Annotated in this window: 15 protein-coding genes and 1 pseudogene; 9 read left to right on the forward strand and 7 right to left on the reverse strand. The window is 71.0% G+C overall.

The features are described from left to right. Positions 1–3: 3 nt before the first annotated feature. From AB0I73_RS13730 to AB0I73_RS13755, 6 genes and pseudogenes are all read right to left on the reverse strand, one after another. Positions 4–1,308: a M20/M25/M40 family metallo-hydrolase gene (locus tag AB0I73_RS13730; protein WP_363036896.1), complete on the reverse strand. Its 1,305-nt coding sequence runs from the start codon at positions 1,306–1,308 to the stop codon at positions 4–6. After that, positions 1,301–2,134 (reverse strand): M55 family metallopeptidase, encoded by an 834-nt coding sequence (locus tag AB0I73_RS13735; RefSeq protein ID WP_363036897.1) that lies wholly within the window; start codon positions 2,132–2,134, stop codon positions 1,301–1,303. The genes AB0I73_RS13730 and AB0I73_RS13735 overlap by 8 nt, the downstream gene beginning before the upstream one ends. Before the next feature lie 112 nt (positions 2,135–2,246). Continuing rightward, entirely contained in the window at positions 2,247–2,972 is a 726-nt protein-coding gene (locus AB0I73_RS13740; protein WP_363036899.1) for a class I SAM-dependent methyltransferase, read from the reverse strand. Between the two features lie 136 nt (positions 2,973–3,108). After that, positions 3,109–5,643, reverse strand: a pseudogene (locus AB0I73_RS13745) (SpoIIE family protein phosphatase). A 129-nt stretch (positions 5,644–5,772) separates the two neighbouring features. Beyond that, the gene (locus tag AB0I73_RS13750) at positions 5,773–8,268 is read right to left on the reverse strand and encodes a DHA2 family efflux MFS transporter permease subunit (RefSeq protein ID WP_363036901.1); all 2,496 of its coding nucleotides are present in this window, start codon (positions 8,266–8,268) and stop codon (positions 5,773–5,775) included. Between the two features lie 170 nt (positions 8,269–8,438). Further along, positions 8,439–8,882, reverse strand: a complete 444-nt coding sequence (locus AB0I73_RS13755; RefSeq protein ID WP_109376293.1) for an SRPBCC family protein — start codon at positions 8,880–8,882, stop codon at positions 8,439–8,441. 182 nt (positions 8,883–9,064) lie between these two features. Here AB0I73_RS13755 and AB0I73_RS13760 point away from each other — a divergent pair, with 182 nt between their 5' ends. Continuing rightward, on the forward strand, positions 9,065–10,117 hold the full coding sequence (locus AB0I73_RS13760; RefSeq protein WP_363036903.1) for an Rv2578c family radical SAM protein: 1,053 nt from the start codon (positions 9,065–9,067) through the stop codon (positions 10,115–10,117). Between the two features lie 135 nt (positions 10,118–10,252). Next, complete coding sequence (locus AB0I73_RS13765) at positions 10,253–11,830, forward strand: alpha/beta hydrolase (RefSeq protein ID WP_363036905.1); 1,578 nt, start codon at positions 10,253–10,255, stop codon at positions 11,828–11,830. 58 nt (positions 11,831–11,888) lie between these two features. Here the strand turns inward: AB0I73_RS13765 and AB0I73_RS13770 are convergent, their stop codons facing one another. Next, a complete protein-coding gene (locus AB0I73_RS13770; protein WP_363036907.1) occupies positions 11,889–12,497 on the reverse strand; it encodes an adenylosuccinate lyase in 609 nt (202 codons plus the stop codon). Positions 12,498–12,882: 385 nt separating this feature from the next. Here AB0I73_RS13770 and AB0I73_RS13775 point away from each other — a divergent pair, with 385 nt between their 5' ends. The 7 genes from AB0I73_RS13775 (at position 12,883) to AB0I73_RS13805 (ending at position 22,263) form a co-directional block, all read left to right on the forward strand. Then, positions 12,883–14,697: a 3-hydroxybutyryl-CoA dehydrogenase gene (locus AB0I73_RS13775; protein ID WP_363036909.1), complete on the forward strand. Its 1,815-nt coding sequence runs from the start codon at positions 12,883–12,885 to the stop codon at positions 14,695–14,697. A gap of 166 nt (positions 14,698–14,863) precedes the next feature. Next, positions 14,864–15,676 (forward strand): TetR family transcriptional regulator, encoded by an 813-nt coding sequence (locus AB0I73_RS13780; RefSeq protein ID WP_109376645.1) that lies wholly within the window; start codon positions 14,864–14,866, stop codon positions 15,674–15,676. Positions 15,677–16,117: 441 nt separating this feature from the next. Then, positions 16,118–17,461: a crotonyl-CoA carboxylase/reductase gene (gene ccrA, locus AB0I73_RS13785; protein WP_363036911.1), complete on the forward strand. Its 1,344-nt coding sequence runs from the start codon at positions 16,118–16,120 to the stop codon at positions 17,459–17,461. A gap of 10 nt (positions 17,462–17,471) precedes the next feature. Then, the gene (locus AB0I73_RS13790; RefSeq protein ID WP_363036913.1) at positions 17,472–19,523 is read left to right on the forward strand and encodes a protein meaA; all 2,052 of its coding nucleotides are present in this window, start codon (positions 17,472–17,474) and stop codon (positions 19,521–19,523) included. After that, positions 19,520–20,482, forward strand: coding sequence for a CoA ester lyase (locus AB0I73_RS13795; protein WP_363036915.1), 963 nt, complete (start codon positions 19,520–19,522; stop codon positions 20,480–20,482). Before AB0I73_RS13790 ends, AB0I73_RS13795 begins: the two co-directional genes overlap by 4 nt. 5 nt (positions 20,483–20,487) lie before the next feature. After that, positions 20,488–21,057 carry a MaoC family dehydratase gene (locus AB0I73_RS13800; RefSeq protein ID WP_363036917.1) on the forward strand — a complete coding sequence of 190 codons (570 nt, stop codon included), beginning with the start codon at positions 20,488–20,490 and terminating at the stop codon, positions 21,055–21,057. Beyond that, positions 21,058–22,263, forward strand: a complete 1,206-nt coding sequence (locus tag AB0I73_RS13805; RefSeq protein WP_363036919.1) for an acyl-CoA dehydrogenase family protein — start codon at positions 21,058–21,060, stop codon at positions 22,261–22,263. It begins immediately after the preceding gene. Positions 22,264–22,369: the final 106 nt, after the last annotated feature.

Below are 22,369 nucleotides of genomic sequence, written 5' to 3' on the forward strand. Positions count from 1 at the left end.
CGCTCAGGCCGTCCGCAGGAACCGGTCGAGGACGCGGACACCGAAGTGGAGCGCCTCGACCGGGACGCGCTCGTCGACTCCGTGGAAGAGGGCCTGGTAGTCGAAGCCCTCCGGCAGTTTCAGCGGGGCGAACCCGTAGCCGGTGATACCGAGGCGGGAGAACTGCTTGGCGTCCGTGCCGCCGGACATGCAGTACGGCACGGTGTGCCCCTCGGGCGCGAACTCCTGCACGGCGGCCCGCATCCGCGCGAACGTCCTCGAATCCACCGGCGCCTCGAGGGCCGGCTCCCGGTGCTCGAACTCCCAGTCCACGTCCGGCCCGGTGAGCCGGTCCACAGTGGCGCGGAACTCGTCCTCCCCGCCGGGTAGATACCGCCCGTCGATGTGGGCCACGGCCTGCCCGGGAATCACGTTGACCTTGTAACCGGCGTCCAGCATCGTCGGGTTGCTGCTGTTGCGGAGGGTGTGCTCGACGAGTTTCGCCGCCGGGCCCAGCTTGGTGAGCAGCGTGTCCACGTCGGACAGGTCGGGGTCGACACCGTACAGGGCGGCGAGTTCGGTGAGCGCCGCACGGACGGTCGGGGTGAGCCGCAGCGGCCACTCGTGCTCGCCTATGCGGGTGACGGCGGCGGCGAGGCGGGTCACCGCGTTGTCCCGGTTGACCTTGGAGCCGTGCCCGGCCCGCCCGCGCGCGGTCAGCTTCAGCCAGGCCGTGCCGCGCTCCCCCGCCGCGATCGGGTAGAGCTGCCGGCCGGAGCCGTCGTGGACGGTGAAGGCGCCCGATTCGCTGATCCCCTCGGTGCAGCCCTCGAAGAGCGCCGCGTGCCGGTCCGCGAGGAACCCGGAGCCGTCCTCGGCGCTGGCCTCCTCGTCCGCGGTGAACGCGATCACGATGTCGCGCCGGGGCCGCACACCCTGCCGCGCCCAGGCCCGCACCACGGCGAGGATCATCGCGTCCATGTTCTTCATGTCGACGGCGCCGCGACCCCAGACCACCCCGTCGCGCACCTCGCCGGAGAACGGGTGCACGCTCCAGTCGGCGGCCTCGGCCGGTACGACGTCGAGGTGGCCGTGGACGAGGAGCGCGTCGGCCGTCGGATCGGTGCCCGCGAGGCGCGCGACGACGTTGGTCCGGCCGGGGGTGCGCTCCAGCAGCACCGGCTCCAGGCCCGCCCCGGCGAGCCGCTCCGCCGCGTACTCGGCGGCGGGCCGCTCCCGGCAGTCGCCCCCGCCCCTGTTGGTGGTGTCGATCCGGATGAGGTCGGAGGTGAACGTCACGACCTCGTCCAGGGCGCGTTCGTCAGCCATACTGCTCCTCCACCGCGGCCGAGGCGATCGTGGTGACCGCCTTGAAGGTGCGGATCCCGTCGTGCATGGTCCCGCTCGTGTACGCCACCTTCCGCTCGCCGGCGCGGACCACGCCCGGCACCACGGTGACGGCCATGGCCAGGTGCTCCGCGTCGAACTCCACCTCGACGGTGAAGGGGCCAGCCACCACCGGCTCCTGACGGACCGCCAGCACGGCGGCCTCCTTCGCCGCGGCCCGGATGTCGGCGGCCGTCCTGACGGGCGTGCGGCACACGGCCGCGTACCGCGACACATGGTCCTTGACCGCGACCTTCAGCGCCCCCGGCGCGTAGCCGAGGGCGTCCTCGCAGGCCACGTCGTCGCCGGTGACCAGGACGACCGGTACCCCGTACTCGGCGACGACGGCCGCGTTGAGCAGGCCCTCGCTGGCCCGTTCGCCGTTCAGCCACACTCCGGTGATGGAGTTGGCGAGGTAGGTGTGCGCGAGGACGCCCTCCATGCCGGCTCCCGCGTGATAGCCGATGAACGCGATGCCGTCCACGTCACCGTGCTGCACGCCCTCCACCATGGACAGCGACTTGTGCCGCCCGGTGAGCATCTCGGCCCGCTCGTCGAGTCGCTCCAGGAGCAGATTGCGCATGCTCCAGTGCGCCTCGTTGATCAGTACCTCGTCGGCGCCGCCGTCGAAGAAGCCCCGCACGGCGGCGTCGACGTCGGAGGTGAACATCGACCGGCAGCGCTCCCACTGCGGCGTGCCCGGCAGCACGTCGGCGGGCCAGGTGACGCCGGTGGCGCCCTCCATGTCCGCACTGATGAGGATCTTCATGCGCTCACGCTACGTCGTGGTGCCGAAGCGCGGCCAGGCCTGTGGAAAACTCTCACCGGCCCAGACCAATGACGGGACGGGAACTCGGCCCGCACCCCCGCCGACCTCCATGTCATGCGGCGCGCCCCGCCACGTACCAGGCGGACGGCAGTTCCACACGGGTGCCCTCGGGCGTGTACTCGGTCGTGGTGAGGGGCAGGGTGCCGGTCGCCAGGAGGGTCAGCCCGGCCGCCGTCAGGAACTCCGGTACCGCCTCGTCCGCCACCTTGCCGGGTGCTATGCCGTGCCGGAGGACCGACGCCAGCTTGGGCGGCGGCCCGGCCGGCGAGGCCGCCAGGTCGCGCAGCACGAGCCCGGCGGCCCCGGAGAGTTCGACGAGGAAAACACGGCCGCGCTCGCCGACCAGGGTGGCGATGCCGTCCACCACGGGCTGCCGGTCGTCGGCCTCGCACTGGTGCAACACGCCCCGCACGTAGACGTTGACGTCGCCGAATTCCGTGTGCAGCCCCTGCGGCTCGTCCTTCTCGGCGGCGTCCAGCTGCCGGTACCCGGCCCGGCCGGCCGGATCGGCCGCACGGGCGTGCTCCAGGGCGGCGGCGGACAGGTCGACGCCGAGCACGTACGGGAAACGGTCGGCGAGGAAGCGGGTCTGGGTGCCGTTGCCGCAGCCCAGGTCCACCAGGGGCAGACCGGGGTCGGACAGATGCGGTTCGAACAGGGCCAGGTGACGGGCGACGGTCAGGGCGGGTTCCGCGTCCCAGAACACGGCACCCCGCTCGTCCGGCACCTCCCGCCAGAAACCCTCCCAGGCCTCCCGGTACCGACTGGTCACGCTCATGCCCGACTCCCAGGGGTGTGAAGCGAACCCGCCCGTGGGGCGGACCAGTACGGTGTATCGCGCGCCGGGGCGCGCGGACAAGCACACGGCGCATTCCTTCACGCCTCGTTCGCGCCGACTCAGCGGCGGGGCAGGGTCAGCGGTGCGGCAGGGCCAGCTCGAACCACACGGTCTTGCCGGAGGTGGTCCGGGTGGTGCCCTACTCCCGCGCGAGCGTGCTGACCACACGCAGTCCGCGTCCGGCTTCGTCCGTCGGCTCGGCGTCGAGCAGCGTCGGCAGTTCGTGGTCGTCGTCCTCGACCTCGCACAGCAGGGTGTCACCACGGACCAGGCGCAGGGCGACGGGCCGGGCGTGGGCGTGCCGTACGGCGTTGGTGACGAGTTCGCTGACCATCAACTCGGCGTGGTCGGCCGGCTTGCCCACACCCCACTCGTGCAGCTGCTCGCGGACCATGGCGCGGGCCCGGGCGACCTCCGACGGGTCGGGGACGAGCCGCCACTCGGCGACGTGGTCGGGCTCGATGCCGCCCAGACGTGCCATCAGCAGGGCCACGTCGTCCTTGCGGCCTCCGCGCCCCGCTTCCGAGAACGTCACGGCGAGGGCGCGGATGATGGTGTCGCAGGCGTCGTCCATGGACGCGGCCGGGTGGGCTGCGGATTCGCACAGCGCGGCGAGGCCGACACCGATGTCCTCGCCGCGCACCTCGACCAGCCCGTCCGTGCACATCACCAGCCGGTCGCCGGGCTCCACCCGCACGCGTACCGCCTCGAAGGGCACTCCGCCGACGCCGATCGGGGCGCCGGTGGGCAGGGCGAGCAGTTCGCTGCGGCCGTCCGCCGCGCGGACCAGGACCGGCGGGATGTGTCCGGCGTTGGCGAGGTGGAGCTCGCCCGCGACGGGGTCGTAGACGGCGTACAGGCAGGTCGCCAGGTAGGCGTCGCCGAGCCGCTGCGCGAGGTCGTCGAGGTTGCGCAGCAGCTGCGCGGGCGGCAGGTCCAGCGCCGCCATGGTCTGCACGGCCGTCCGCAACTGGCCCATCATGGCCGCCGAGTTCAGGCCGTGGCCCATGACGTCGCCGACGACGAACGCGGTGCGGGCGCCGGGCAGTTTCACCGAGTCGAACCAGTCGCCGCCGACCCGGCCGAGCAGGGTGCCCGGCAGATAGCGGGTGGCGATGTCGCAGCCCGCCATGCGCGGCGGGATGTGCGGGAGCATGCTCTCCTGGAGCGTCTCGGCGACGTTCTCCTGGTGCGTGTACATGCGCGCGTTGTCGAGCACCAGGCCCGCGCGGGCGGCGAGTTCGGCGCCGGTGACCCGGTCCGTGTCGTTGAAGTCCCGCCGCTCCGGGTGGCGCAGCAGGATCATGAAGCCGAGCACGGCATTGCGCGCCTTCAGCGGCACGACCAACATGGAACGGCCGGTGATCAGCGGGCGGATGTCGCGCTTCTCGAACTGCGAGGCGATGGCGTGGCCCATCTCCTCGGTGATGCGCGGCACGAGAACGGGCTCGCCCGTGGTCATGCACTGGAAGAACGGCGTGTGGGCCGGAAAGGGCATGGCCTCGCCGACGGGCACGACGTCGTCCCAGCGGCCGGGTTCGTCGGTGTGCTCGAGGGCGACCCGGTGCCACATGGTGGTGGTGTCGGGCACGCCCTCGTCGAACCCCTCGCCGGCGACGACCTGTTCGCGCAGATAGGTGCCCGCGACGTCGGTGAAGCGGGGCACCACGGCCTTGCTGACCTCGACGATGGTCCGCGACAGGTCGAGGGAGGTGCCGATCCGGGAGCTGACCTCGTTGAGGAACTCCAGGTGCTCGCGGACGGCGGCGTACTCGAGGTCCTCGCCCTCCTCCCGCAGTTCCTCGGGCACCGGTCGGCCGGCCGCGTGGGCCCGTGCCGCCCGCTCCCGGCGCGCCTTGCGTCCGGCACGCCGGGGCACCCCCCAGTCGGGGGTGACGGGCACCCGGTCGTTCTGGCTGAACTCAAGTACGGGATAGCCCAGTTCGAGGATCTGGGCGACGATGCGGGCGCTCTCTCCGACGCTCATGCTGGGCAGGATCTCGGGGAGCCGGCGGGCCAGGTCCGCGGAGCCGGGGAAGTCGGTGTGCAGGGCGAATCCGGGGGCGATCCGCTCGAACACCTCCGTCTCCTCGCCGTGCAGCGCCTCCGCGTCGGCGGCGAGCACCAGCAGCCGCTCGCGCCCGGGGCCGACCAGCGGGTAGGCCCACCACAGCACGTCGACCCGGCCGGACCGGGACACGGCGGCGGTGGCGGCGGTGGCGGCGAGGCGGGCTCGGCCCGCGGCCGGATAGGAAAGGCCCTGGTCGAGGGAGAACTCGAGACCAGGGCCGAGACCGTCATGGGCCGCGTATGAACGGTATGAACCGTACGAGCCGTGTGCATCGTGCCGGGCGGCCGGCCCGCCCTCCTCCTCACCGCCGTCGGGGAGGGCCCCGGAGACGGGCAGCAGATCGGCGGCGGAGCGGCCGAGGGCATCATCCTTGGCGAGCCCGAACAGGCGCCGCGCTCCGGTACTCCAGTGCGAGACGAGCCCGTCGCGGTCCACCACGACGACGGCCAGCGGGATGCGGCCGAGCCCGAGGCCCTCGGCCGACCCGTCGTCCTCGGCTCCCTGGTCGGCCGGTGCGCCCCGCTCGGTGCCACGGTCCATGGCCCAGGCCCTCTCTCCCCACGGCTCCCAAGATCTGTAACGCCGTCACCACCGTACGGCCATGGCCGGTGGCGATGTGCGGCAATACGGGAATTGCCCGCCGGGTACGCATCCGGGTTCGGCCCGTGGTCAGTCCTCGTGGCCCAGCTGCAGGTCCCGTTCGGTGCGGCCGCCCCCGGCGACCTGGAGCACGGTGGCGACCGGCGGATAGCCGGCGGCGATGACGGTGTACTCGCCGGACGACAGGTCGACGAACCGGAAGGTCCCGTCCGGCCCGGTGGTGAGGGTGTCGACCACGTTGCCCGCCGCGTCCAGCAGGGTCACGCGCGCGTCCTCCACGGCCCGCCCGCCACCGGCCCGCACGGTGCCGCGCAGCACGGCGCCACCGGCCAGTTCGACGTCCTGACGGGTCTCCCGGGCGGCCTGGACGGTGACGGGGAGCGCGGCCGGGCGGAACGCGGGCGCACTCGCGGCGAGGGTGTACTCACCGGCCACCAGCTCGGTGATCTCGTAGCCGCCCTCCCGGCCGCTGCGGGTGGTGGCGACGACCTCGCCGTGGACGTTGGTCAGGGTCACGATGGCGTCCCGTACGGGCGAACCGTCGGCGGTGAGCACACAGCCGGCGAGGCGGCCCGCGCCCCCGAGGACGACGTCCAGCTCGACGGGCCGCTCGCCGACGGTCACCGAGACCGCCTGCGGCTGGTGCCCGCCCGCGGCGGCGATCAGGACGTACGACCCCGGACCGGGGGTGGCCAGCGCGTACCGCCCGTCGGCGCCGCTCGCGCCCCGCCCGATCTGCTGCCCGGCGACGTCGATGAGGGTGAGCGCGGCGCGCGGTACCACGGTCCCGTCCGGATGCTGGACGGTGCCGCAGACGGCGATGCCCGCGGCGTGCGGCGACCGGGCTTGCGGTACGGGCGCCGTCATGTGCGGTGTTTCGGCTGTCGGGTCGGCGGTGGGGGCGTAGTGGGACACCAGGGGTTTCTCCTTGAGGAAGAAGGTGATGAGCAGGCCGAGGACGAGCACCGGCACCAGGTAGAGGAAGATGCGCGGCATGGCGTCGGCGTAGGCCTGGACGTAGAGGTCGCGCAGTGCGGGCGGCAGCGCGTGCACGAGCTGCGGGGTGATCGACCCTGCGTCGGGCAGCCCCGCGCCCTCCCCCGCCGGGAGCCGTTCGGCGAGCGCGTCGGTGAGCCGGCCGGCGAAGAGGGTGCCGAAGACCGCGGCGCCGACGCTGCCGCCGATCTGCCGGAAGTAGTTGTTGGCGCTGGTGGCGGTGCCGAGGTCGCCGGGGCGCACGGAGTTCTGCACGGCGAGGACCAGTACGGGCATCACCATGCCGATGCCGGCGCCGAGGACGGCCATCCAGATGCTGTAGTGCAACCGGGGCGTGCCGGGTTCGAGGCGGGACAGCAACCACATGCCGACGATGGCGAGGACGGCGCCGAGCAGGGGGTGACGCCGGTAGCGGCCGGTGCGGCTGATGAGCTGCCCCGAGACGATGGATGCGCCGACGATGCCGGCCATCATGGGCAGCATCAGCAGGCCCGACTCGGTGGCCGTGGCACCGTCGACCATCTGCAGGTACGTCGGCAGGTAGCTGGCCGCGCCGAACAGGGCGACGCCGATCACCAGCCCCACCAGGGCGGTGACGTTGAAGACGGAGTCCCTGAACAGCCGGAGCGGGATGAGGGGTTCGGCGGCGAAGCGCTCGACGACGAGGAAGAGCACGGTGGCCGCAGCGCCGCCCGCACCGAGGCCGAGGACGACGCGCGAGTCCCAGGCGTACTCGGTCCCGCCCCAACTGGTCAGCAGCACGAGGCAGGTGGAGGCCGCGGCCAGCAGCAGGGCGCCGAGGACGTCCAGCCGGGGTCTGGCGGAGGGCTTGGGGAGTTTCAGCACCAGGGCGACGACGGCCAGGGTCAGGAGGCCGAAGGGCACGTTGAAGTAGAAACACCAGCGCCATGACAGGTGGTCGGTGAAGTAGCCGCCGAGCAGCGGTCCGGCGACCGAGGCGAGGCCGAAGGCGGCACCGATCAGGCCCATGAACCGGCCGCGTTCCCGTGCGGGCACGATGTCCGCGATGATCGTCTGGACGCCGATCATCAGTCCGCCCGCGCCGACGCCCTGCACCGCGCGGTAGGCGATCAGCTGGTCCATGGTCTGCGCCCGGCCCGCGAGCGCGGAGCCGACGACGAAGACGACGATCGCGAACTGGAAGACGCCCTTGCGGCCGAACAGGTCGCCGAGTTTGCCGTAGATCGGCAGTCCGACGGTGGCGGTGAGCAGATAGGCGGTGATCGCCCAGGACATCCGGTCCAGGCCGTGCAGTTCGCCGACGATCTTCGGCAGGGCGGTGGCGACGATCATCTGCTCGAGGGCGGCGAGCAGCAGCGCCAGCATCAGCGCGAAGAACACCAGCCGCACCCTGCGGCGGCTCAACGCCGGGCCCACCGGCCCCTGAGGGGGCTCCGCCCCGGGTTCCGCTTCGTACTCCGGGCCGTACTCCGGGACCGCCTCCGGACCCGGTCCGTGGGCCCGTTCCGGAGGCGGACGCTCGGCCGACGGGGCCGCCGCCGCGACCGGTTCGTCCTGCGTCAGAGTGATCCCGCCGGTGCCGCCCACGTGCCGCTCCCCTCGTCGCGCTGCCACACAATTCCCGCGTAAAAGCGACAACTACGAGCAAGCGCGACGAGTTACGGCATACGGAAGGCCGGTGCGGAGATCACTCGAACCGGTGAGGAGAGGCGCCCAGGGGCCAACCTCCCCTCGTCACCGACCTCTTGAAGCGACGGCTACTTCTCGACCTCGGCGGCCAGCTTGGCGAGCAGTGCGTCGTAGATGCGCCCGAGCCCCTTGGGCGCGAAGGTCCTCTCGAAGAAGCCGCCGATGCCGCCCGCGCCCGTCCAGGTGGTGGTCACGACGACCCGGGACCTGCCCTCCCCGGCCGGGGTGACGCGCCAGACGGTGACCATGGAGGAGTTGCGGTCCTTCTCGACCAGTTCGCCGTCGCTCGGCTCGGTGACCTCCAGGAGGCAGTCGCGGACGCGCTTGCTGGTGGCCTGGAGCTTCCAGTGGACGAGGCTGCCCTCCCCGTCGCCGCCCTCCCGGACCTCGTACTCGCTGAACTGCTCGGGCAGCAGCCTCGCGCGCGTGCCGCTGTAGTCGGCGATGGCGTCGAACACCGTCTCCGCGTCCGCCGCGACGATCCGCTCCGTAGTGGCCTCGACCTGCGCCATCGATTTCCTCCAGGACATGAGTTCTCAGGGTGCTCAAGGGGTCGGCTCAAGCCAATCACCCCCTCACCCGGCCCCTCAAATCGGGAGTCCGGAACTGATCGGGAGGGTGACCGAAGATGTCGTTCACACGATCAAGGGAACACTTGTTCTATTCTGTGGGCCAGTGCTACCGAGGAGGTGTCATGCGCTGGGAGAACCTCACACCGGGCTCCGAACACAGCCGGGCCGACGCCGCGCTGTTCGGCGCGGAGGCGGTGACCACCCGTACCTTCGACACACCGGAGTTCGCCGGAATCACGTTCCACGAGATCCGCGCCCGCTCGGTCCTCAACCGGGTGCCCGGAGCCTCCCGCATGCCCTTCGAGTGGACCGTGAATCCCTACCGGGGCTGCACACATGCCTGCGTGTACTGCTTCGCGCGCAAGTCGCACAGCTATCTGGACCTGGACACGGGCATCGGCTTCGACAGCCAGATCGTGGTGAAGGTGAACGCGCCCGACGTGCTGCGCCGTCAGCTCGCCGCCCGGCGCTGGCAGGGCGAGCACATAGCGATGGGCACGAACGTCGACTGTTACCAGCGCGCGGAGGGCCGCTACCGGCTGATGCCGGGCATCCTCGCCGCGCTGCGGGACCACGCGAACCCCTTCTCGATCCTCACCAAGGGCACGCTGATCCTGCGCGACCTGGAGCTGCTGCGACAGGCGGCCCGGGTCACCGACATCGGCGTCTCGGTCTCCGTGGGCTTCACCGACACCGGGCTGTGGCGCACGGTGGAGCCGGGCACGCCCGCACCGGAACGCAGGCTGGAGGTCGTGCGGACGCTCGCCGCGCACGGCATCGGCTGCGGGGTCCTGATGGCGCCGGTGATCCCGTTCCTGGGCGACCGCCCGGAGCAACTGCGGGCCACCGTGCGGGCGGTCGCCGCGGCGGGCGCCACCTCCGTCACGCCGCTGGTGCTGCACCTGCGGCCGGGCGCCCGCGAGTGGTTCATGTCCTGGCTCGGGCGGCACCACCCGCACCTGGTGAGCCGGTACGAGCGGCTGTACGCGGAGGGCGCCTACGCCCCGAAGTGGTACCAGCGCCGGGTCACCCGTCAGGTGCACGACCTGGCCCGGGAGTACGGCATCGGCCCCACGCGCGCGGAGCTGCCCCACCGCGTCGGGCCCACCGGGGCGGCCGGGCCGCCGCTCTCCGGGTCTCCCGGGTCCGGACCGACCCAACTCTCGCTCCTTTAGGAGCGTTCGAGGGCATCGGGCAACCCGATCGGGTCAAGAGTCGGTAGGACACGTTCATCCGGGGGCGCGTTCCGGGACGATGCCGCGTGAACCGTGAGTCCCGCGGTTCACCGACCCTCCGCCCTGGGAGGCCCCATGAGGAAACGCGCAGCAGTGCTGTGCAGTGCCGCCGCCGTCATGGCCGGGAGCCTGACGGCCCTGCCCGCCGAAGCGGTCGCACCGAGCGGCGCCGACGCGTTCCGCGCGGCGAAGCCGGTGTGGAAGGAGTGCGGTACCAAGAGCCATCCGACGCTGCAGTGCGCGTCCGTCGAAGTACCGCTCGACCACGCCCGTCCCGACGGGCGGAGGATCACGCTCGCGCTGTCCCGCGTACCGCACACCGCGAAGACGTACCAGGGTCCTCTCCTGGTGAACCCGGGCGGCCCCGGCGGCAGCGGGCTGACGCTCGCCGGGTTCGTCGCGGCCTCGCTGCCGAGGGAGGTGGCCGCCCAGTACGACGTGATCGGCTTCGACCCGCGCGGTGTGGGCGCGAGCAAGCCCGCACTGGACTGCGCGCCGGGCCAGTTCGCCCCGGTACGGCCGGACCCGGTGCCGAGCACACCCGCGGTGGAGCTGGCCAACCTCGAGCGCGCGAAGTCGTTCGCCGACGCCTGCGGCAAGAAGTACGCGGATCTGCTGCCGCACGTGAACACGACCAGCACGGTCCGCGACATGGACGTGGTCCGTCAGGCGCTGGGCGCGAAGAAGCTCAGTTACCTCGGCTACTCCTACGGCACCTACCTGGGCGCCGTGTACGCCAAGCTGTTCCCGGAGCGGGTGCGGCGCCTGGTCCTGGACTCGATCGTCGACCCCACAGAGGTGTGGTACGACTCCAACCTGGACCAGGACCGCGCCTTCGACGAGCGCCACCGCGCCCTCATGGGCTGGATCGCCGAACACGACGCCACGTACGGGCTCGGCACCGACGCGAAGCGGATCGAGGCCAAGTGGTACGCGATGCGCGCGGCCCTGGCCGAGAAGCCCGCCGGCGGCAAGGTGGGCGCCGCGGAGCTGGAGGACACCTTCCTCCCGGGCGGCTACCACAACGGCTACTGGCCCTACCTGGCGGAGGCGTTCGCGGCGTATGTGAACGACGCCGACGCCGGGCCGCTGGTCCAGACGTACGAGGACTTCGGCGCGGTCGACGCCGCGGGCGACAACGGCTACAGCGTCTACACGGCGGTCGAGTGCCGGGACGTGTCCTGGCCGCGGGACTGGCGGCAGTGGCGCAAGGACCACAGGGAGGTGCACGAAAAGGCGCCGTTCATGGCCTGGAACAACGCCTGGTACAACGCACCGTGCGCGTTCTGGCCGACCCGGTCGCTGCGGCCGGTGGACATCGCCAACGGGAAGCTGCCGCCGGCGCTGCTGTTCCAGGCCACCGACGACGCGGCCACTCCGTACCGGGGCGGTGTGACGGTCCACCGGCTGCTCGCCCGCTCCAGCCTGGTGGTCGAGGAGGGCGGCGGCAACCACGGCATCACGCTGAGCGGCAACGCCTGCCTCGACGGGCATCTGGCGGCGTATCTGGCCGACGGGACCGTGCCACGCGGTCACGGTCGGGCCGACGCGGTGTGCGAAGCCCTGCCCGATCCGACGCCGCGGACGTCGAGGGCGACGCCGGGCACGGCACGCGGATCGACCCTGCACGGCCTGCTCGGCTTCCGCAGCTGAGCATCTGACGGGCCGACCGACCGGGCCGTGCCGACGTCGGCGCCCTCGGTCGGTCCCGCTACCCCTGGCCGGGAACGCGCGGGCCGGGTGCCCGGCGCCGCCGGGGGATCCGGGCCAGGGCGTGGACCGCCGCCTCGGCCAGCGCCGGGTGGGCGAGGGCCTCGTTCAGGACGGGTTCGGCGCGGGCGTCGCCGAGTTCGCCCAGCCCCTCCACGCACGCGAGGGCGACCCGGCGGTACGGGTCATGGGGGTGCAGCCTGCGCCGCAGGGTGGTGATCAGGGCGGGCACCGCCTCCGGGGCGCGCAGTTCGACCAGCAGGCGTACCGGGTGCAGGGCGTAGGCGACACGGAGTTCGTTGGTGGCGAGCGCGGCGGCGGCGCGGGCGGTGCGCGGGTCGCCGAGCCGGGCCAGCGCGTACGCGGCGCCGGCGCAGCGCGGGGGGTCGCGGTGGTTGAGGAGGAGCACCAGGGACTCGAAGGCCCGCCGGTCCCCCGCCAGTCCCAGCCGGAAGGCGGCCAGTTCCCTGGCCCACAGCGGCTGCCCGGGTTCGGTGAGCACGGCGGCCAGGGCATCGGGGTCCTCGATCGCCAGGAGCCGGTCGAGGGCTGCCGGACCGGACGCCTCGGCCCGTAAGCGCTCCGTGAGCGAACGCAACTCTTCGTCCATGCACCCGAGGTTAGGCGCCCGGGGGGTTGATCGGGACGTACATCACAAACACCGGGGGCTGGCGCGCTCGTTACCCGCAAGTTAAGCTCAGAGGAGCGAGTGACCCACTCGTGTTTTCGTTTCCTGCACTCTGTTTCTCCTCACTGTGGTCTGGTGACGCGGCCACGGTGAGTGCAGTCGGTTCGGTACTCGTGTACCGCAGTACGGCTCGGCCCCGGGACAGGGCCGGTCGGACCGCCGTTTCCGGGCGTGCACGCGTCCGCCGCGACGGCACCGGGCGTGTGCGCTCGCAGCCCGGCATCACCCGCACTCCGCTCGCACCCCGTGCGCCCTCGGCGCATCCGGGCGCGGTTTCCGTCGTCACCCTCATTCCTGGAGTCCCTCGATGGCCACTCCCCTGTCCCCCCAGTCCGGCGCTCCCGCGTCCCCGTTCAGGACCATCGCCGTCGTCGGCCTCGGCACCATGGGCACCGGCATCGCCGAGGTCCTGGCCAAGGCCGGCCGCGAGGTCGTCGGCGTCGACATCAGTGCGGCCCAGGCCGCGCGCTGCGTCGCCACCCTGGAGTCCTCGACCGCCCGCGCCGTGGAGCGCGGACGGCTCACCGCGCAGGAGCGCACGGACCTCCTCGCCCGCGTGACCACCTCGACCGATCTCACGGCGGCGGCCGACGCCGACCTGGTGATCGAGGTGGCGCCGGAATCGTACGGGATCAAGCAGCAGATCTTCCGTGAACTCGACGCCGTCGTGCGGCCGGAGACGATCCTGGCGACCGGCACCAACGCCCTGTCGGTCACCCGCCTCGCCGCCGAATCGGCCCGCCCCGAGCGCGTGCTGGGCCTGCACTTCTTCAACCCCGCCCCGGCGATGAAGCTGGTGGAGGTCGTCTCCTCGGTGCTGACCGCGCCGGAGGCCGTCACCGCGGTCACCGACCTCGCCCTGGACCTGGGCAAGGAGCCCGTCGCGGTGGGCGACCGGCCCGGATTCCTCGCCGACGGGCTGCTGTTCGGCTACCTCAACCAGGCCGCCACGATGTACGAGGCGCACTACGCCTCCCGCGAGGACATCGACGCGGCGATGCGACTGGGCTGCGGTCTGCCCATGGGTCCGCTGGCGCTGCTCGACCTGATCGGTGTGGACACCGCGCGTACGGTCCTGGAGGCCATGTACGCGGAGTCCCACGACCGGCTGCACGCGCCGGCCCCGATCCTCAAGCAGCTGAGCGAGGCGGGGCTGACGGGCCGCAAGGCCGGGCGTGGTTTCTACACGTACGAGGAACCGGGCAGCGCCGTCGTCGTGCGGGACGCGCTGACCCCCCTGGCGGGCGGTTCCCCCGTCGCGGGCCGGCCGGTCCGCTCGGTGGGGGTGGCGGGTTCGGGCACCATGGCCTCCGGTATCGCCGAGGTGTTCGCGAAGGCCGGCTACGAGGTGGTCCTGGCCGCCCGCAGCGAAGAGAAGGCACAGGGTGCCAAGGCGCGTATCGGCAAGTCCCTGGCGCGCTCCGTCGACAAGGGGCGGATGACCGCCGAGGCCGCCGCCCAGGCCCTCGAGCGCGTCCGGCCGACGGGCACCTACGACGACTTCGCCGACGTGGACCTGGCGGTCGAGGCGGTCGCCGAGGAACTGGAGGTCAAGCAGCAGCTGTTCGCCGCGCTGGACAAGGTCTGCAAGCCGGGCGCGGTGCTCGCCACCACCACCTCGTCCCTGCCCGTGATCGCCTGCGCCCGTGCCACCTCGCGTCCGCAGGACGTGATCGGCATGCACTTCTTCAACCCGGCGCCGGCCATGAAGCTGGTCGAGGTGGTCCGCACGGTGCTGACCGCCGACGACGTCCACGCGACGGTGCGCGAGGTCTGCCGGACGATCCGCAAGCACGCCGTGGACTGCGGCGACCGGGCCGGGTTCATCGTCAACGCGCTGCTGTTCCCGTACCTCAACAACGCGGTCAAGATGGTGCAGGAGCACTACGCCTCCCTCGACGACATCGACGCCGCGATGAAGCTGGGCGGCGGCTACCCGATGGGCCCCTTCGAGCTGCTGGACGTCGTCGGGCTGGACGTCTCGCTCGCGATCGAGAAGGTCCTGCACCGCGAGTTCCGCGACCCGGGGCTCGCCCCGGCCCCGCTGCTGGAGCACCTGGTGGCCGCGGGCTGCCTCGGCCGCAAGACCGGCCGTGGCTTCCGCGAATATGTCAAGCGCTGAGCAGCACCGCCTGGACGACTGGTTCCGCGGCGCCGCCCAGTGGGGCGGGCTGCTGGATCCCGGCCGGTTCGCGCAGCCCACGGGCCGCACGGCTTCCCCGCCCCCGGAAGGCGGGGGAGCCGCCGGCCCCGCGCGCCGAGCCGCGCGCATGCAGTACGTTCGGGGCATGTCCCAGCCCGCCAAGTCCGCCCGTACACCAGCCACGACCGAACCGCCGGAGCGTTCCACCGGCAGTCGCGCAGCCGCCCAGCGGCTCAAGATGCGCCGGGAACTGGCGGCCGCCGCGATGGAACTGTTCGCGACCAAGGGGTACGAGGCCACCACCGTCGACGAGATCGCGGCCGCGGCCGGGGTCGCCCGCCGCACCTTCTTCCGGCACTTCCGCTCCAAGGAAGAGGCGATCTTCCCGGATCACGACGACACCCTGGTGCGCGCCGAGGCGGTGCTCAACGCCGCGCCGCCGCACGAGCATCCGCTCGACACGGTGTGCCGCGGCATCAAGGAGGTCATGCGGATGTACGCGGCGCGGCCGGAGATCTCGGTCGCCCGCTACCGGTTGACGCGCGAGGTGCCCACGCTGCGTGAGGCGGAGATCGCCTCGGTGGCCCGCTACGAGCGCCTCTTCACCCGTTATCTGCTCGGCCACTTCGACGAGCACGCGAACGACGAGGACACCGGCGACGAGCCGCTGCTGGCGGAGGTCGCGGCGTCCGCCGTGGTCACCGCGCACAACCATGTGCTCCGGCGCTGGCTCAGGGCGGACGGCCAGGGCGATGTGGAGGCGGAGCTCGACCACGCCTTCTCGATCGTCCGCAGGACCTTCGGGAGCGGGATCATGGCGGGCCGCCGCGCCGCGCCCCCGAGGCCGCCCGCCGCGTCGGTGTCCGACCGGGGTGAGGTGCTGGTGACGGTCGCCCGCACCGACGCCCCGCTCGACGAGGTGATGCGGACCATCGAACAAGCCCTCAAAGAGCGCTGAGAGAACCCCGGCGCACGCTGAGCGCCTCTCTCACCACTGTGACGACGGCCACCCCTCGGGGTGGCCGTTTTGCCATGCCAGAGCCCCTTTTGGCGCCCCCTCCGGACACCGTTCGATCGATCATCGCTCATTTGTCACGTAAAGATTTCATCTGAGACCGATTTCTGGCACCCAGTGCCTTGCGGACTGTCACGCCGTGCCATACGTTGAAGGAGTCCGGGCGGCCGGCGCGCAGAGACCATTCGTGCGCCGGCTGTCCCAGCAAGCCTCTCCGGCCTGCCCGCCCGGACGCCTGCGTCACAGGCACCTCCCGCGCCACAAAGCGCTGCCGAAGCACCACCCCCGCCGAACCGACGGCATCCCCTCGAACCCTCAGCAGCACCGACGTAATCCTCAGCGCCCCCTCCCTCATCAGGGCCGCTCATCGCCGGAGGCAACACCGTGACCGTCAAGGACATCCTGGCCGCGATCCAGTCGCCCGACTCCACGTCGGAGGACTTCGCCGCCCTGCCGCTGCCCGAGTCGTACCGTGCGATCACCGTGCACAAGGACGAGACGGAGATGTTCTCCGGACTCGCCACCCGCGACAAGGACCCCCGCAAGTCGATCCACCTCGACGACGTGCCCGTGCCCGAACTCGGCCCGGGTGAGGCCCTGGTGGCCGTCATGGCCTCCTCGGTCAACTACAACTCGGTGTGGACCTCGATCTTCGAGCCGCTGTCGACGTTCGGCTTCCTGGAGCGCTACGGCAAGGTCAGCGAGCTCACCAAGCGCCACGACCTGCCGTACCACATCATCGGCTCCGACCTCGCGGGCGTCGTCCTGCGCACCGGCCCCGGCGTCAACGCCTGGCAGCCCGGCGACGAGGTCGTCGCGCACTGCCTCTCCGTCGAGCTGGAGTCCTCCGACGGGCACAACGACACGATGCTCGACCCCGAGCAGCGCATCTGGGGCTTCGAGACCAACTTCGGCGGCCTCGCGGAGATCGCCCTGGTCAAGTCCAACCAGCTGATGCCCAAGCCGGGCCACCTCAGTTGGGAGGAGGCCGCCGCCCCGGGCCTGGTCAACTCCACCGCCTACCGCCAGCTGGTCTCCCGCAACGGCGCCCAGATGAAGCAGGGCGACAACGTGCTGATCTGGGGCGCGAGCGGCGGCCTGGGCTCGTACGCCACCCAGTTCGCACTGGCCGGCGGCGCCACCCCGATCTGCGTGGTCTCCAGCGAGCAGAAGGCCGAGATCTGCCGGAGGATGGGCGCCGAGCTGATCATCGACCGCAGCGCCGAGGACTACAAGTTCTGGGCGGACGAGCACACCCAGAACCCGCGCGAGTGGAAGCGCTTCGGCAAGCGCATCCGCGAACTCACCGGCGGCGAGGACGTCGACATCGTCTTCGAGCACCCGGGCCGCGAGACCTTCGGCGCCTCCGTGTACGTCACGCGCAAGGGCGGCACCATCGTCACCTGCGCGTCGACCTCCGGGTACGACCACCAGTACGACAACCGCTACCTGTGGATGTCGCTGAAGCGGATCATCGGCTCCCACTTCGCCAACTACCGCGAGGCCTGGGAGGCCAACCGCCTCATCGCCAAGGGCAAGATCCACCCGACGCTCTCCAAGGTGTACTCCCTCGAGGACACCGGCCAGGCCGCGTACGACGTCCACCGCAACCTCCACCAGGGCAAGGTCGGCGTGCTGTGCCTGGCCCCCGAGGAGGGCCTGGGCGTGCGCGACGAGGAGATGCGCGCGCGGCACGTCGACGCCATCAACCGCTTCCGGAACATCTGAGGGCTGCCGGATGACTGAGCGTCAGACCGCGCCGCAGGCGCGAAGGGAACGGGACCGGCCGTGGCTCATGCGCACGTACGCCGGTCACTCCACGGCCGAGGCGTCCAACGAGCTGTACCGGCGCAACCTCGCCAAGGGCCAGACGGGTCTGTCGGTCGCCTTCGACCTGCCGACCCAGACCGGGTACGACTCCGACCACGTCCTCGCCCGCGGCGAGGTCGGTCGGGTCGGCGTGCCGGTCGCGCACCTCGGTGACATGCGCAGGCTGTTCAAGGACATCCCCCTGGAGCAGATGAACACCTCGATGACGATCAACGCCACGGCCATGTGGCTGCTGGCGCTCTACCAGGTCGTCGCGGAGGAGCAGGGCGCGGACATCACCGAGCTCCAGGGCACGACCCAGAACGACATCGTCAAGGAGTACCTGTCCCGGGGGACGCACGTCTTCCCCCCGGGGCCGTCGCTCCGCCTGACGACGGACATGATCGCGTACACGGTCTCCCGCCTCCCCAAGTGGAACCCGATCAACATCTGCAGCTACCACCTGCAGGAGGCGGGCGCCACGCCGGTGCAGGAGATCGCGTACGCGATGTCCACCGCGATCGCCGTGCTGGACGCGGTGCGCGACAGCGGCCAGGTGCCGCAGGAACGCATGGGTGACGTCGTCGGCCGCATCTCCTTCTTCGTGAACGCGGGCGTCCGCTTCGTCGAGGAGATGTGCAAGATGCGCGCCTTCGGCCGGATCTGGGACCGCATCACCCGCGAGCGGTACGGCATCGAGAACCCCAAGCACCGCCGCTTCCGCTACGGCGTCCAGGTCAACTCCCTGGGCCTGACCGAGGCCCAGCCGGAGAACAACGTCCAGCGGATCGTGCTGGAGATGCTGGCGGTCACCCTCTCCAAGGACGCCCGCGCGCGTGCCGTGCAGCTGCCGGCCTGGAACGAGGCGCTGGGCCTGCCCCGGCCCTGGGACCAGCAGTGGTCGCTGCGCATCCAGCAGGTGCTGGCGCACGAGAGCGACCTGCTGGAGTACGAGGACATCTTCGAGGGCTCGAAGGTGATCGAGGCGAAGGTCGCCGAGCTGGTCGAGTCGGCGTTCGCGGAGATCGAGCGCATCCAGGAGATGGGCGGCGCGATGGCCGCCGTCGAGTCCGGCTACCTGAAGTCGCAGCTGGTCGCCTCGCACGCCGAGCGCCGGGCCCGGATCGAGTCGGGCCAGGAGAAGATCATCGGCGTCAACGCCTTCGAGGGCACCGAGCCGAACCCGCTGACCGCCGACCTGGACACCGCGATCCAGACGGTCGACCCGGCGGTGGAGGCGCGCGTCATCGCCGCGCTGCAGAACTGGCGCGACACCCGCTACCAGCCGCCCTTCAACCACCCGCGCCCCTGCAAGGCGCTGGAGAGGCTGAAGGAGGCCGCACGCGGCACCGAGAACCTCATGGAGGCCACCCTGGAGTGCGCCCGCGCCGGCGCCACGACCGGCGAGTGGGCCGGGGCCCTGCGCGAGGTGTTCGGCGAGTTCCGCGCGCCGACCGGCGTCTCGTCGGCGCCGGTCGCGGTCGCCGCCGAGGAGGGCTCGGCCCTGTCCGAGGTCCGCCGCAAGGTGGACCTGACGGCCGAGGACCTGGGCGTCGGCAAGCTGCGGTTCCTGGTCGGCAAGCCCGGCCTGGACGGCCACTCCAACGGCGCCGAGCAGATCGCCGTGCGGGCCCGCGACGCCGGGTTCGAGGTGGTCTACCAGGGCATCCGGCTCACCCCGGAGCAGATCGTGGACGCCGCCCTCGCCGAGGACGTGCACGCGGTGGGCCTGTCCATCCTGTCCGGCTCGCACGCCCAGCTGGTGCCGGACGTGCTGGAACGCCTCCGTGTGGCCGGTGCCACAGATATACCGGTGATCGCCGGTGGCATCATCCCGAACGGTGACGCCGAAGAACTGCGGGCCGCGGGAGTCGCCGCGGTCTTCACCCCGAAGGACTTCGACATCACCGGCATCATCGGCCGGATCGTCGACGAGATCCGGAACGCGAACAAGCTCGACCCCCTGGAGGTCCCCGCATGACGACCGTCAACCGGCTCCGCCCCCGCCGTTCCTGTCTGGCGGTGCCCGGCTCGAACCCGCGCTTCCTGGAGAAGGCCCAGGGCCTGGCCGCCGACCAGGTCTTCCTGGACCTGGAGGACGCCTGCGCGCCGCTCGCCAAGCCCGAGGCGCGGCACACCATCGTCAAGTTCCTCAACGAGGGCGACTGGACCGGCAAGACCCGCGTCGTGCGCGTCAACGACTGGACGACCGAGTGGACGTACCGCGACGTCGTGACGGTCGTCGAGGGCGCCGGGGCGAACCTGGACTGCATCATGCTGCCGAAGGTCCAGGACGCGCAGCAGGTCGTGGCGCTGGACCTGCTGCTGACGCAGATCGAGAAGACGATGGGCTTCGAGGTCGGCCGCATCGGCATCGAGGCGCAGATCGAGAACGCCCAGGGCCTGAACAACGTCAACGAGATCGCCCAGGCCTCCCCGCGCGTGGAGACCATCATCTTCGGCCCGGCCGACTTCATGGCGTCGATCAACATGAAGTCGCTGGTCGTGGGCGAGCAACCGCCCGGCTACCCGGCGGACGCCTACCACTACATCCTGATGAAGATCCTGATGGCCGCCCGCGCCAACAACCTCCAGGCGATCGACGGCCCCTACCTGCAGATCCGCAACGTGGACGGCTACCGCGAGGTCGCCCGGCGCGCCGCCGCCCTCGGCTTCGACGGCAAGTGGGTGCTGCACCCGGGGCAGGTCGAGGCCTCGAACGAGATCTTCTCGCCCTCCCAGGAGGACTACGACCACGCCGAGCTGATCCTGGACGCGTACGACTACTACACGTCCGAGGCGGGCGGCAAGAAGGGCTCCGCGATGCTCGGCGACGAGATGATCGACGAGGCCAGCCGCAAGATGGCCCTGGTCATCTCCGGCAAGGGACGCGCCGCCGGCATGCGGCGCACCAGCAAGTTCGAGATCCCGGAGGCGTAAGCGCCATGCAGTTCGGACGCACCTACGAGGAGTTCGAGGTCGGGGCGGTCTACAAGCACTGGCCCGGCAAGACGGTCACCGAGTACGACGACCACCTGTTCTGCCTGCTCACCATGAACCACCACCCGCTCCACATGGACAGCAACTACGCCGAGCAGACCACGGACTTCGGCAAGAACGTCGTCGTGGGCAACTACATCTACTCGCTGCTGCTCGGCATGTCCGTCCCGGACGTCTCCGGCAAGGCGATCGCCAACCTGGAGATCGAGTCGCTCAAGCACGTGGCGCCGACCTTCCACGGCGACACGATCTACGGCGAGACGACCGTGCTCGACAAGTGGCCGTCGAAGTCGAAGAACGACCGGGGCATCGTCCACGTCGAGACCAGGGGCCACAAGCAGGACGGCACACTCGTGTGCGTCTTCCGCCGCAAGGTGATGGTGCCCACCGAGACGTACGTCAAGGAGCGCGGCGGCGAGCAGCCCGGTCGCCCGCCCGTCTCCCACCACCACCCTCAAACGACGCCCCTGCGGGGCGGCACCCCTGATTCCGAACCGAAGGACCAGGAGAAGTAGATGAGCCGTCTCGCCCAGACCCACGGCCTCACGGACATCCAGCAGGAGATCCTCTCCACCGTCCGCGACTTCGTGGACAAGGAGATCATCCCGGTCGCGACCGAGCTGGAACACCGCGACGAGTACCCGCAGCAGATCGTCGACGGCCTGAAGGAGCTCGGCCTGTTCGGCCTGATGATCCCCGAGGAGTACGGGGGTCTGGGCGAGTCGCTGCTGACCTACGCGCTGTGCGTGGAGGAGATCGCCCGCGGCTGGATGTCGGTGTCCGGCATCATCAACACGCACTTCATCGTGGCGTACATGCTCAAGCAGCACGGCACGCAGGAGCAGAAGGACCACTTCCTGCCCCGCATGGCGGCCGGCGACATCCGCGGCGCCTTCTCCATGTCGGAGCCGGCCCTGGGCTCGGACGTGTCGGCGATCACCTCGAAGGCGGTCAAGGACGGCGAGGAGTACGTCCTGAACGGCCAGAAGATGTGGCTGACCAACGGCGGCACGTCGTCCCTGGTGGCCGTTCTGGTCCGCAGTGACGAAGGACACCCTGAGGGCACGGCGCCCCACAAGTCGATGACGACCTTCCTGGTGGAGAAGGAGCCCGGCTTCGGCGAGGTCCGCCCCGGTCTCACCATCCCCGGCAAGATCGACAAGATGGGCTACAAGGGGGTCGACACCACCGAGCTCATCATGGACGGCCTGCGGATTCCGGCGGACCGGGTGCTCGGCGGGGTCACCGGCCGCGGTTTTTACCAAATGATGGACGGCGTGGAGGTCGGCCGCGTCAATGTGGCCGCGCGTGGCTGCGGCGTCGCCCAGCGCGCCTTCGAACTCGGTGTCCGGTACGCCCAGCAGCGTCACACTTTCGGCAAGCAGATCGCCCACCACCAGGCCATCCAGTTCAAGCTCGCGGAGATGGCCACCAAGGTGGAGGCCGCGCATGCGATGATGGTGAATGCCGCACGCAAAAAGGACTCCGGCGAACGAAACGACCTGGAAGCAGGGATGGCCAAGTACCTCGCGTCCGAGTACTGCAAGGAGGTCGTCGAGGACGCCTTCCGGATCCACGGCGGGTACGGCTTCTCCAAGGAGTACGAGATCGAGCGCCTCTACCGGGAGGCCCCGATGCTGCTGATCGGAGAGGGCACCGCCGAGATCCAGAAAATGATCATCGGCCGCCGACTGCTCGAAGAGTATCGATTCCAGGGCTGAATGTCCGGATACGGGGTGTTTTCTTGGAATAGCGGATCACACCCCGTCAACACTCTCCGGCCTTCGACTCGACTGCCTGGCTTACCCAGTTGTCACCCGGAGCCGC

Source organism: Streptomyces sp. NPDC050388 (assembly GCF_040655635.1).
Classification (GTDB): domain Bacteria; phylum Actinomycetota; class Actinomycetes; order Streptomycetales; family Streptomycetaceae; genus Streptomyces.